Origin of the sequence: Humibacter sp. RRB41 (genome assembly GCF_022761015.1) — a bacterium.
In the GTDB taxonomy this organism is placed as follows: domain Bacteria; phylum Actinomycetota; class Actinomycetes; order Actinomycetales; family Microbacteriaceae; genus Humibacter.
On the sequence record NZ_JAKWJQ010000003.1, the window covers coordinates 265,477 to 277,770 of the forward strand.

The following is a 12,294-nucleotide window of genomic DNA, read 5'->3' on the forward strand; positions in this document are numbered from 1 at the left end:
AGGCTTGCCGCGATGCCTCCGACAGTCACCGCGATCCTCGTCGCACAACGCGACCCCGAGCACCTCAGACGCAGCCTGGATGCCGTAGCAGCCCAGACCCGCGCGGTCGACTCGCTCGTCGTGATCGGCGTCGCCTCCGACGAGAAGACCACGGCGGTCGCAGCTGAGGCTGTGCCCGACCAGCTGCTGGCATCTACCGAGAAGCTCTCCTACGGCGCAGCGCTGGGCGTCGCCGCGCGCGTCGTTCCGCCCGCGACTTCCGACGACGATTGGCTCTGGTTCCTCGGGCAGGACATCGCGCCCGAATCGGATGCCCTCGCCCGCCTCATCGAGACCGTCGCTGTTTCGCCGTCGGTCGCGATCGCCGGTCCGAAGCTCGTCGACTGGGACGACGCGTCCCTGATCCGGGAGCTCGGGCTCTCGATGACGCCGTTCGGCACCACCGTCGCGGTGGTCGAGGACGAGTTCGACCAGGCGCAGCACGATCGCACGAGCGACATGCTCGCCGTCCCCGCCGCCGGCATGCTGATCAGGCACACCGTGTGGGAACAGCTCGGTGGCTTCGATCCTGGCCTTCCGGTGTTCGACGACGGGTTGGATCTCGGCGTTCGGGCCCGGCTCGCCGGGCACCGCGTCGTGATCGTGCCGACGGCTCGCGTCGCGTCAGCCGACGACGGAGTCAGCAGCCCCAAGCGCGCACCCAAGGGGGGCGTGCGGCGACGCCAGCACCGGCAGAGGCGCGCGGCGCAGGTTCACCGGCGCATGGCGTACTCCTCGGGCTTCGCGCTGATCTTCCACTGGCTGTCGCTGGTGCCGCTCGCGGTCATCCGATCCATCATCTTCCTGATCGGCAAACAGCCGGGCGCGATCAGCGGTGAGCTCGCCGCCGCCTTCTCCACGGCGTTCGGCGGCAGTCGCGTAGGCCACGCGCGCGCGGCGATCAAGCGCGTGCGCACGGTGAAGTGGGGGGCGATCGCGCCGCTGCGCATCCCGCACTCCGAGGTGCGCCGCATGCGCGCCCAGAAGCGCGAGGCGAGCCTGGTGCGCATGCACGGTGAGCGGCGTGAACTCAACTTCTTCAGCGGGGGCGGCGCCTGGGTGGTGCTGGCAACAGCGTTGATGAGCATCGCGTTGTTCGCACCACTGCTCGGGTCGTCGCAGATGAGCGGCGGCGGCATTCTGCCCCTGAACGACATCGGCGGCCTCTGGGCGAATCTCGGCTACGGATGGCGCGACATCGGCATCGGATTCGTCGGCGCCGCCGATCCGTTCACCGCTGTGCTCGCCGTGCTCGGCTCGATCACGTTCTGGCAGCCATCGTTCGTGCTCGTGTTGCTCTGGTTCGCCGCGATGCCGCTGGCGGCCCTCGGCGCCTGGTTCCTGGCCACCCGGCTCACTCACCGCGCCGTGCTGCGTGCCACGTTCGCGCTGGTCTGGGCGCTTGCTCCGATGCTCTTCGACGCACTTCAGCAGGGTCGTCCCGCCGCCGTGATCGTGCACCTGCTGTTGCCGTGGCTGTTCTTCGCGGGCATCGCGGCGAAGCGCTCGTGGGCTGCTGCCGCCACCACAGCCCTGCTCGCCGCGGCGGTCGTCGCCTGCTCCCCGCTTCTCGCACCAGCCCTCGTCGTCGCGTGGATCGTCGCCGCTGCGCTCAGCGGTCGCGGCGTCGGGCGTGTGCTCTGCATCCCCATTCCCACGCTGGTGCTGTTCGCCCCACTGGCGTGGCAGCAGACGATTCGTGGAACGCCTCTTGCGGTGTTCGCAGACCCGGGGGTTCCGCTGCCGGGTGCGGCGGCGCATCCGCTGCATCTCGCCCTCGGATTCGCGGATGGCGACCTCGGTGGTTGGCAGACCATGGCGGCACAGCTCGGGGCATCGGGCATGGTGCCTTCGATCGTGGTGCCGATCCTGGTGGCGCCGATCGCGATTCTCGCGCTGCTCGCGCTGTTCCTGCGCGGAACGATCAGGGCGACCCTGTGCCTGGTCGGGGCGCTGCTCGGTTTCGCGACAGCGGTGCTCACTTCGCAGGTGTCGCTTGCGTCGTCGGGTGCAGCATCCGTTCCGCTGTGGACGGGCAGCGCCCTGAGCCTGTACTGGCTGGGATTGATCGCTGCGGCGACCATGGCCCTGGTAGCTCTCGGACGATTCGCGATCATTCCGGCGACGGTCACGGTGGCGTTCGTCGCGATCGCGATCGCGCCGGTGGCGATCGCGGTGCCGATGCAGACCTCCGCTGTGGCGCCGGGCGCGGGCGCCGTGCTCCCCGCCTACGTGACCGCGAGGGCTCAGACGGATCCGCGCACGGGCACGCTCAGACTCAGCCCGCAGGAGGACGGCTCGCTGGCCGCACAACTGCTGCACGGCGCCGGAGATTCCCTCGACGATCAGAGCACGCTGAGCTCGACCAGCACGGTGCTGAGTCCCGACGAGAAGAAGCTCGCGACCCTTGCCGGCAACCTCGCGTCGACGAGCGGCATGAACGACTCGGCACTCCTGAAGCATTTCGGCGTCTCGTTCGTGCTGCTGCAGACGACCGCGGGGGAGGGACTATCGCAGGACTCGGCGACCCAGCAGCGCGCCGAGACGGCATTGGACGCCAATGCGCTGCTGACGCAAGTGGCCTCGACCGACGATTCGATGCTGTGGAGCGTGCCGAAGCAGACCTCCAGCGTGCCGGTGCCGGCGGATGCCGGTGGCTGGCAGCGCCTGCTCGTGCTGATCGTTCTCGGAGTCGTGTTCGGCATCACCGTTCTGCTGGCCCTGCCGACAGGTCGCACGGAGCTCGGCACATTGCGGCGTCCGACCGCCGCGGAGTTGGCTGCGACGTCGGCCGCGACGACCCGCCGCAAGAAGAAGGGTCCGAAGCGGGCGGAGGCCGGCGACGGTACGGGCGACGGGGCTCAGGATGCTGCGCCGCAGGATGCAGTGGCCGGAGATGCTGCCGCTGAGACTGCCGAGCCGACCGAAGACGGAGAAACACACGAGCAAGACGTCGCGGAAGCCGCGGACGCGGAGGAACCGGTGGTGACCGCGGACGCGGAAACGGATGCCGACGAGCCCGCGGAATCATCCGCCGACGAACCCGCGGAAACAGCGGATGCCGACCAACCTGCACGACCGACCGAGGAGGGCGATCAGCATGCCGAGTAAGCGCTCGATCGCGCGCGGCAGCGTACGCGTGCTCGTCGGAATCATCGGCACCGGTGTCGCGGCCGCTGCGTTGGCTGCGGCCGCGCTGCTTCCGCTGCCGCAGTTGCACGTCGCCCCGGTGGGTCAGGCAGTGACGCCCGTGCCCGCCGATCAGCAGCGGGTCTGCCCTGGCGGACTGCTCGATCAGAGCGATCCGACGAGCGCCACGTCGTTCTCGTCGTTCGGATCCCCCAGCATCGAGAAGACCGCCACGACGGCGATCAAGCAGATCAGCCTCTCCACGCCCAGCGTGCAGGGCGGCCCCGGCGCGCCGCGCGTGATCAGCACTCAGACGTCGGGTGCAACGCAAAGGCCGCTGATCGCGGGAGCCCAATCGCAGGTGGCATCCGAGTCCGACATCGCCGGGCTCGCCGCCGCATCGTGCGGTGAGGCGAGCGCCGACAGCTGGCTCGTGGCAGGCTCGACGACGCTCGGGTCGACGAGCCTCGTGCTGCTCAGCAACCCATCCGCGGTGCAGGACACCGTCAACCTCACGGTGTACAGCGAGGCGGGCGTCGCGCAGGCGCCGGCCGCACGGGGCATCGTCGTGCGAGCGGGGTCGCAGCTCGTGGTGCCTCTCGCGGGAGTCGTGCCGAACGCGCAGGCATCCGTTGTGCGCGTGCAGTCGACCGGCGGCACGATCTACGCGTCGCTGCAGCAGAGCGCGGTGCAGGGTCTGGCGCCCCAGGGCGTCGAGCTCGTCGAGCCGACAGCGTCGCCGGCACGCAACCTGGTGATTCCCGGCATGGTGGTCGCGAACACCGCCAGGCTGAGCGGCGGCGCGGAGGGCGCGTCGAGCCTGCTGCCGTCGGTGCGACTGCTGGCGACGGGTACTTCGACCGTGCACGCAACGGTGACGGCGACGTCGGAGTCCGGCAAGGTCATCGTCGCAACGGCACAGGCGACGCTGCAGGGCGGCGCGGTGCGCGAGGTGAGCTTCGATCACATCATCGACGGGTCGTACACGGTGCGGGTCAGCGCCGACGGTCCCGTCGTCGCTGCAGCACGCACGGTGGATGCCGCCGCTGCACCCTCGTCGGCAGAGTCGGCGACAGCGCAGGCCGAGGCCGCAACCCAGGACTTCGCCTGGTTCGTCGCGTCGTCCCCGCTGGAAGACACGGCGCTGCTCGCCGTGCCATCCGGCGGCTCGCCGAAGTTGCACCTCTCCAACACGACGGCGAAGGATGCCTCGGTGACGCTCATGAGGCCGGGCACGTCGTCGAGATCGCTGAAGGTCCCTGCGCACGCTGCGATCGCGGTGGCGGTGACCGGCAGCGCGTCGTACACGCTGCGGGGAGCGAAAGGGCTGCGGGCATCCGTCAGCCTCACATCCGACGGAGCGTCGTCGTCGTTCGCACTGAACCCGCCTGGGCCATCGGCGCAGCCGATCACCGTCTATCCGAGGTGAGCGAGGCCGGTCTGTCGCCACGATGAGCGCCGGCGGTAGGGTCGGACCATGAGCTTGGGGATGGGACCAGGCAACCCTGGTCCAGTGACGATGAAGCCCGGTGAAGGGCCTCGATCAGGGCTGCCGCGCCCGCCACAGGGAACGTATGGACGTGCTCGATGGTTCAGCCTGGGGCTGACCTCTGGTGTTGTGGGCACCCTGATCGTGGTGGTGACGGTGCTCTCGCTGACGCGGTAGTCCGCTCGAGGCGCCCGGAATTCGCGAGGGTCAGTAATGGCCGAACCGGCCGGGTGCGAGGTCCCAGGGGTCCTTGCCGAGCAGTTCGGCGACAGCGCGGAAGACGCAGCTCTCGACGAGCAACTTGCGGTGCAGGTCGTCGTTGCGGTGCAGCTTGGCGAGCCGTTCGATCGGCACCCGATACAGGATGATCGCCTTGTTGGCAGGGTCGACGCCCCAACGTTCTACCTCGTCGAAACCGAGCGCCGACGACGGAGCGGCCGCGATCTGTACCCGCATGTCCGCAAGCTGCTCAGGCCACACGCCCTTGAGAAAGTCGGCAGTCGCTGCGACGGCCATCTCGAACACATCGATGCGGTCCTGCAGCAGCGGAAGATGCGGGCCGGTGACCGGTCCGCGTGCGCCCCGACCATGCCGGTCCGAACGGCGTACGGGGTCGGCGTAGCGCACGGGCCGGGATCGGGGCATGTCGCCCATCCTACGGCGGCGCGGCCGACTCGGCCGAGGCACCGCGGCCGAGTAATCTGGTGCCCTGATGATGGCCAGATCGTGCTCCAAAGTCGCGTGCTCCCGAGAAGCCGTTGCCACTCTCACGTACGACTACGGGGACTCGATGGTCGTGCTCGGACCCCTCTCCATCGCGCACGAGCCGCACACCTACGATCTCTGCGCCATCCATGCCGAGCGGCTGTCTGCACCGCAGGGCTGGCAGGTGGTTCGCCATCAGGTGATCGGTGAACCGCAGGGGCTCGGCGGCCCCCTCGACCTGAGCTGAGGCTGGTCGCACCCAGCGCCCGCTCGCGTTCGCCTGCGCGTCACCGTTCGTTCACGTGCGAACCGTAGCTTCTCGGCTGATCCGACCCGAGGAGTCTCCATGGCCGCTGCACGCCTGCCTTCAACCCACCGTTCCGCTCCAGCAGACTCCGATCAGGGCGGAGGAGGCACAGCGCGCAGACGCGTCACTCCGTTCGCCGCGCTCGGCGTGTTCGCGGTGCTGGCCACGGCGGGACTCGGGGCGACGGCCCCGGCGCATGCTGACGCATCCGCTCCCAGCGACACGATCGTCGTCAGCCAGACGGCATCCGACGCTGACGGGCCCGACGCGCTGTCGCTCGGCACGTACGCGGCCGACTCAGGCGACTCGACAGCACCGGCGGTGACCTTCTCCTCGACCGGCTCGGATGCTTTCACCATGTCGGGCTCCTCCAACGCGGGCGGCTTCATCGGCACTGCCGCCGACGGCTCCGGCGTCACGCTGGGCGGCTTCCAGATCGCGGCTGACCCGTCGTCGGGTGCCGACCCGAAGGACGACCCGACCGTGCCGCGGCGCGTCGGCTGGGTCGATGACACCGGCAAGGTGAGCACCATCGGGCTGGGCGCGGCGATGAGCGGCGGCATCCGCTCGGTCGCGACGCCAGACGGAACCTCGTTCTACGCTGCGGGCAACGACGCATCGGCCGGCGTGCAGCTCGTGACCCCGGCGACAAGCGATTCGCCTGTTCCCATCACGGACAAGGACAAGAACGTGCGCACGGTCGGCATCGCCGACGGCGGTCTCTACGTCACGAGCGACAAGACGGCCACTCTCGGTCTCTCCCGCGTCAGCAGCGCGCTCCCGACAGCGGCGATCGGAACCGCAGTGACCCCGCTGGCGGACACGAACGCGACCTTCCCGAAGGCGACCCCGAACGGCTTCGTGCTGCTCGACGCGGATGCCTCGGTGCCCGGCCCCGACGTCGCCTACGTGGTGATCGAGAAGAGCGGCATCGCCAAATACGCGCTCGTCGGCGGCACCTGGACCTACGAGGGTCTGATCGCGTCACCCGATCCCGCCGGCATCGGCACGCCGGCGACCGAGGCACTCGCTGGTCGCGTGCAAGCCGACGGCTCCGTCGTGCTCTACACGATCGACTCCGTGACGGCGAACAACCACGTGGTGCAGCTCGTCGACTCGGCATCGGCCGCCAGCGCTCCCGACGTCACTCTCGACCGGGTGGCCGCAACAGCGACCGGCGGGCAGGTGTTCCACGGCGTGACCATCGCACCGCAGAGCTGGGCGCCGACGACATCCGGCGGAACCCCGAGCACCACGCTCACGGTGACGCCCTCGCAGAGCGGACTGGGCCTCGCCCTCGGCGACGCGAGCGAGCCGACGACGGTTCCAGTCGCGGTGTCCGCGAGCGACGGCGATCTGTCGGCCGTGTCGGTGACGGCATCCGTCACCTCTCCCGGCGCTGCATCGGCCGCGAGCGTGACAGCAGGATCGGCGCCGGGCTCATACGTGGTGCACGTCGCTCCCGGCACCGCGATCGGCTACAGCTCGCTCGTCGTCACCGCGACCCGCGACGGAGCTGTCGACGGCACGACGAGGATCAGGGTCGGCCAGTCCGGCGAGGCCACCGCGCTGCCTGGCAGCAGCTATCTGCTCGGTGCAGCGGATGCTTCCAGCGCGATCGACGTCGGCGACGGCTACGCGATCGTGGCCGACGATGAGACCAACACGCTGCGCCTCTACGACGAGACGTCGACCGGCCGCCCCGTGAAGACGTGGAACTTCAACACGATCGGAGGCTTCGGCGGAGAGGGCGACCTCGAGGCATCCGCCCGTGTCGGCGACACGATCTACTGGGTCGGCTCCGGCAGCAACAAGAAGACGGGCGCCGCCGACCCGGACCGCGACATCCTCTTCACCACGACGATCACCGGCACCGGCACCGGCACGCAGCTCAGCTACGGCGGCAAGTACCAAGGTCTCAAGGAAGACCTCGTGGCCTGGGATGTCGCGAACGGCAACCCGCTCGGCCTCGCCGCGGTGTGCGCCGCCGGCGTGCTGCCGGACAACGAAGCGTCGTGCAATGTGGAGGGCTTCGAGACCGCTCCTGGCGACGGCTCGGTCGGCTATATCGGCTTCCGTGCACCGAGCGTGGGCGGCAAGGCCGTCGTCGTGCCGATCCTGAATCTGCCGGAGCTGATCGACGCCAAGGCCGGTAGTGCGAAGTTCGGTTCGCCGATTTTGTTCGACCTCGGCGGACGCACGATCCGCGAGCTCCGCAAGAACGATCAGGGTCAGTACCTGATCACGGCCGGTGTGCCCGACGACGCCGATCAGAGCCTCGGCTGGGCGCTGTATCGCTGGAACGGCCTGCCGGCCAGCGCCCCGGTGCTGGTGCGCACCCTGCCGACCACGACGGATGCCTCGACCGCCTCCGGCAGCGGAACCGGCGTGGCAGGTCAGGAGGTCGGCTCGTGGGAGACGATCCTCTCGGTCCCGAACCTGGATGCACCCGGTGCGACGGTGCGTCTTGTCACCGACAACGGCACGACCGCCTTCTACGGAGACGACACGGCGGGCAAGGATCAGCCGGAAGGTCTGCAGAAGGACAGAGCGACGTCGTTCGTGCTTCCCAAGACATCCGACCCGCTGCCGGCGGCGAACGTCGAACTGGACGCGAGTTCCGTCGCACCCGGCGGCGCGCTGCACGTCAAGGCGACCGGGTTCGCTCCCGGTGAGGCCCTCACCGTCACCCTGCACTCGACTCCGACGACGTTGAAGACGATCACGGCAAGCGGTACCGGCGCGCTGGATACCACCGTGACGGTGCCAGCTTCAGCGCCGGCCGGAGCACACACGCTCGTCGTGAGCGGGGCATCCGGTGTGAGCGGATCGGCGCCGCTGACCGTGACGGCTGCTGCGGGCGCGGTCTCCGGCGGCGGAGCCGGCGAGGTCTCGGGTGGCGCGTCGGACCCCGGCAACCTGGCCTCGACCGGATCGGACACGTGGCTGCCGCTCGGCCTCGCCGTGAGCCTGCTGTTCGCCGGCGCACTCGCGTGGATCGCCAGGGGCGTGGGGCGTCGCCGTCGGGCGCGCTGACGCAATTGACATCGCTGCGGAATCGGCCCTGGTGCCCGACGCCGAGACTGAGACAATGGACCCCATGAGCTCACTTTCCACCGCGCCGGTCGGCGCCAGTCAAGCCGACGCATCTGAATTCGAGTACCGGGTGCGCGACCTTGCGCTCGCCGTCTCGGGTCGCCACCAGTTGCGGCTCGCCGAGCACGAGATGCCCGGTCTCATGTCGCTTCGTGCGGAGTTCGGCGAGGCCCAGCCCCTGGCAGGGGCGCGCATCGCGGGTTCCCTCCACATGACGGTGCAGACCGCCGTGCTCATCGAGACGCTTGTGGCACTCGGCGCGCAGGTGCGCTGGGCGAGCTGCAACATCTTCTCGACGCAGGACGAGGCCGCGGCCGCTGTCGTCGTGGGTCCGAACGGAACGCCGGAGGCTCCGGAAGGCGTTCCCGTGTTCGCGTGGAAGGGGGAGACCCTCGAGGAGTACTGGTGGTGCACTTCGCGCATCTTCGACTGGAGCGCGGAAGCGGCTGCCTCGGGTAGCGACTACACAGGGCCCAACCTGATCCTCGACGACGGCGGCGACGCCACACTGCTCGTGCACCTCGGCGCTCAGTTCGAGCGCGAAGGCCGGGTTCCGGATGCCGCCCCCGGCGACTCGCACGAGTACCGCGTGATCCTCGACGTGCTCCGCGCGTCCCTCGCAGAGTCGTCGGACCGTTGGACGCTCGTCGCCGACGGCATCGTCGGTGTCACGGAGGAGACAACGACGGGTGCCCACCGACTGTACGAGCTGGAGCGCGACGGAAAGCTGCGCTTCACCGCGATCAACGTGAACGACTCGGTCACCAAGTCGAAGTTCGACAACAAGTACGGCATCCGGCACTCGCTCGTCGACGGCCTCAACCGGGCGACCGACGTGCTGATCGGCGGCAAGGTGGCATTCGTCGCCGGCTACGGTGACGTCGGCAAGGGTGCGGCCGAGGCGCTGCGCGGCCAGGGTGCTCGCGTGATCGTGAGCGAGGTCGACCCGATCAACGCGCTGCAGGCGGCGATGGACGGATTCCAGGTGTCGCGACTGGAGTCGGTGATCGGCGAGGTGGACATCCTCGTCACGGGAACCGGCAACAAGGACGTCGTGCGGCTGGAGCACCTGCTCGGCCTGAAGCACCTCGCCATCGTCGCCAACGTCGGACACTTCGACAACGAGATCGACATGGCGTCCCTCGAGTCGCTCGAGGGCGCGGAGCGCGTGGAGATCAAGCCGCAGGTGCACGAATGGCGGCTGCCGAACGGCCGCAGCGTGCTCGTGCTGAGCGAGGGACGGCTGATGAACCTGGGCAATGCGACCGGGCATCCGTCATTCGTGATGAGCAACTCGTTCACCAACCAGGTGCTCGGACAGATGGAACTGCACACCAACATCGCGTCATACCCCCTGGGGGTCTATACGTTGCCGAAGGTGCTCGACGAGAAGGTCGCCCGACTGCATCTGGATGCCCTCGGCGTCGAACTCACACGCCTCACGCCCGAGCAGGCCGCCTACATCGGCGTGGATGCCGACGGCCCCTACAAGTCGGACACCTACCGTTACTGACGACTGAGCCGAGCGCCAAGGTCCGATCGCTGGCTGCCGACGCCGCGCCTGTGGATGCTCGCGGGTGCGGGTGCCGTGCTGGCGCCGCGCACGGGCCCTGATCACTAGTCCGCGCGGCGGGGGAAGCCCGGCGGCACCGCCGTGAGCGCGCCGTGCACGGTGTCGAGGCGGGCGCGCTCACCCATCAATGCCGCGTACTCGCGGTCTCGGCGCATTGCCGCGACCGCGACGAGGAACGAGAGCGCGTCGGTGTTCGGAAGCGGGGCGACGAAGCCGGATGCCTCGCGCGCGAGCTCCGTCGCGACGCGGGCACGGGCATCCGGTGTGAGGGTTTCGGCGTGCCGCAGGAACTCGGCGATGCGGCGTGAAAGAGCGGAGGGCAGCGCGGCGACGTCGGCGAGGGCGGCCCAGCCGGCCAGGTGCGCGGGCAGCGGGGGACCGGGGCGCGGGGCTCGGGGCATCCGCTGCAGTTGCGAGTACGTGCCGGCGAGCAGGTCGCCCATCCGCTTCGCACGCGGACTCAATAGGCCGGTGATCGCCGCGATGCCGCCGAACGTGAGGTAGATCTCGATCGCACCGACCAGCGAGCGCACGAACGCGTGGCGCAGTTGTTCCGCCCCGCCGTCGTCGCGCACGATGCGTGCGCCGATCGCGAGCTTGCCGAGGCTGCGGCCGTGGCTGAGTGTCTCGACGAGCATGGGTGCGACGACGAACATGAGCACGGTCACGACGGTCTGCAGCGCGACGACCGCAGCCTGATCGAGTCCGCGCGAGACGGCGGAGAGCCCCCAGATCAGCAGTGCGAGCACCGCGTAGGTGGCGATGACATCGATGATGAGTCCAGCCGCCCTCAGGATGAAGCTCGCCGGCCTCGCGTCGAAGGCGACGGCCTCGCCGGTGTACTGGCGATCGGTGTCGGAGTACTGCGCGAGTGTCGTGTCGACGTACCGGGTCACGCCCGCGACCTCGCCCGTCATGGCTACCATCTAAGCAGAATGGATGCTGACGCCTACGCCGCCGCCCACAGCGCAGAATGGGATCGCCTGGCCACGCTCGCGAAGAGTCGGCGACTCGACGGCGAGCAGTCCGATGAACTCATCGCGGCGTATCAATCCGCGTCGACGCAGTTGTCTGCGCTGAGCACAGCGGATGGCGACAGCGCCTACACGGAGCGGCTGGCGACCGCGATCTCCGCCGCCCGGCTGCGCTTCACGGGTTCACGAGCGGGCGCTGCGGGCATCATCGCCAGGTTCTTCGCGATCTCGCTGCCCGCGGCGCTGTACCGGGTGCGCTGGGTCACGCTTGCGGTCGCGCTGGCGACCATCGTGGTGGCGACGCTCGCCGCATGGTGGCTGGTGTCGGATCCGCGGGCTCTGGCCGCCGTCGGCAGCGATGCCGACCTGAAGCATTACCTGAACCACGACTTCATCGACTACTACTCGAACAATCCGGCCGCATCGTTCGCAGGGCAGGTGTGGACGAACAACGCGTGGCTGGCGGCGCAGAGCATCGCGACGGGCATCCTCGGCGTGTATGTGCCGTACATCCTGATTCAGAATGCGGTGAACATCGGCGTCGCGGCCGGCATCTTCGTGCACTTCGGGCGGCCGGACGTGATGTTCTCGTACATTCTTCCGCACGGCCTGCTCGAGCTCACGTCGCTCTTCGTCGCGGCGGCGGCCGGCCTGCGCATCTTCTGGGCGTGGATCGCACCCGGCCCCCGCACCCGCGGCCAGGCGCTCGCCGAGGAGGGCAGGGCGCTGTTCGCGATCGCGGTCGGTGTGGCGATCAGCCTGTTCGTCTCCGGTCTGATCGAGGGATTCGTGACGCCGTCGGCGCTGCCGGTCTGGGCGAAGATCGCCATCGGCGCTCTCGCGCTGGCGGTGTTCCTGGTCTACATGCTCGTGGTGGGGCGTCGCGCGGCGCTGGCGGGTGAGACAGGCGACCTCGCCGAGTCGGATGCCGGCGCCCGTCGCCTCGTCGCCGGCTGAGGGTGTGCGCGGAACGACGGAGCCC

General features: G+C 69.4%; 8 protein-coding genes. 6 read left to right on the forward strand and 2 right to left on the reverse strand.

Annotated features, from left to right (window positions below):
- Positions 1–12: 12 nt before the first annotated feature.
- The gene (locus MJ603_RS09880; protein WP_243063544.1) at positions 13–3,150 is read left to right on the forward strand and encodes a glycosyltransferase; all 3,138 of its coding nucleotides are present in this window, start codon (positions 13–15) and stop codon (positions 3,148–3,150) included.
- Positions 3,140–4,597, forward strand: coding sequence for a DUF5719 family protein (locus MJ603_RS09885; RefSeq protein ID WP_243063545.1), 1,458 nt, complete (start codon positions 3,140–3,142; stop codon positions 4,595–4,597). The genes MJ603_RS09880 and MJ603_RS09885 overlap by 11 nt, the downstream gene beginning before the upstream one ends.
- Before the next feature lie 267 nt (positions 4,598–4,864).
- On the opposite strand, the gene MJ603_RS09890 is transcribed toward MJ603_RS09885, so the two are convergent.
- A complete protein-coding gene (locus MJ603_RS09890; RefSeq protein WP_243063546.1) occupies positions 4,865–5,302 on the reverse strand; it encodes a metallopeptidase family protein in 438 nt (145 codons plus the stop codon).
- A gap of 67 nt (positions 5,303–5,369) precedes the next feature.
- On the opposite strand from MJ603_RS09890, the gene MJ603_RS09895 reads away from it, so the two are divergent.
- The 3 genes from MJ603_RS09895 (at position 5,370) to ahcY (ending at position 10,278) form a co-directional block, all read left to right on the forward strand.
- Complete coding sequence (locus tag MJ603_RS09895; protein WP_243063547.1) at positions 5,370–5,609, forward strand: DUF3499 family protein; 240 nt, start codon at positions 5,370–5,372, stop codon at positions 5,607–5,609.
- Between the two features lie 99 nt (positions 5,610–5,708).
- The gene (locus MJ603_RS09900) at positions 5,709–8,705 is read left to right on the forward strand and encodes a hypothetical protein (RefSeq protein WP_243063548.1); all 2,997 of its coding nucleotides are present in this window, start codon (positions 5,709–5,711) and stop codon (positions 8,703–8,705) included.
- Positions 8,706–8,769: 64 nt separating this feature from the next.
- Complete coding sequence (gene ahcY / locus MJ603_RS09905) at positions 8,770–10,278, forward strand: adenosylhomocysteinase (protein ID WP_243063549.1); 1,509 nt, start codon at positions 8,770–8,772, stop codon at positions 10,276–10,278.
- A 104-nt stretch (positions 10,279–10,382) separates the two neighbouring features.
- On the opposite strand, the gene MJ603_RS09910 is transcribed toward ahcY, so the two are convergent.
- Positions 10,383–11,264: an RDD family protein gene (locus MJ603_RS09910; protein ID WP_243063550.1), complete on the reverse strand. Its 882-nt coding sequence runs from the start codon at positions 11,262–11,264 to the stop codon at positions 10,383–10,385.
- Between the two features lie 9 nt (positions 11,265–11,273).
- Between MJ603_RS09910 and MJ603_RS09915 the strand changes: the two genes are divergently transcribed.
- Positions 11,274–12,269 carry a stage II sporulation protein M gene (locus MJ603_RS09915; protein WP_243063551.1) on the forward strand — a complete coding sequence of 332 codons (996 nt, stop codon included), beginning with the start codon at positions 11,274–11,276 and terminating at the stop codon, positions 12,267–12,269.
- The last annotated feature ends 25 nt before the right edge of the window (positions 12,270–12,294 follow it).

What these genes read in the sequence shown, in the direction of transcription:
- MJ603_RS09880 (WP_243063544.1), top strand. Translation starts at nt 13, where the DNA reads ATGCCTCCGACAGTCACCGCGATCCTCGTCGCACAACGCGACCCCGAG.
- MJ603_RS09885 (WP_243063545.1), top strand. Translation starts at nt 3,140, where the DNA reads ATGCCGAGTAAGCGCTCGATCGCGCGCGGCAGCGTACGCGTGCTCGTC.
- MJ603_RS09890 (WP_243063546.1), bottom strand. Translation starts at nt 5,302, where the DNA reads ATGCCCCGATCCCGGCCCGTGCGCTACGCCGACCCCGTACGCCGTTCG.
- MJ603_RS09895 (WP_243063547.1), top strand. Translation starts at nt 5,370, where the DNA reads ATGATGGCCAGATCGTGCTCCAAAGTCGCGTGCTCCCGAGAAGCCGTT.
- MJ603_RS09900 (WP_243063548.1), top strand. Translation starts at nt 5,709, where the DNA reads ATGGCCGCTGCACGCCTGCCTTCAACCCACCGTTCCGCTCCAGCAGAC.
- ahcY (WP_243063549.1), top strand. Translation starts at nt 8,770, where the DNA reads ATGAGCTCACTTTCCACCGCGCCGGTCGGCGCCAGTCAAGCCGACGCA.
- MJ603_RS09910 (WP_243063550.1), bottom strand. Translation starts at nt 11,264, where the DNA reads ATGGTAGCCATGACGGGCGAGGTCGCGGGCGTGACCCGGTACGTCGAC.
- MJ603_RS09915 (WP_243063551.1), top strand. Translation starts at nt 11,274, where the DNA reads ATGGATGCTGACGCCTACGCCGCCGCCCACAGCGCAGAATGGGATCGC.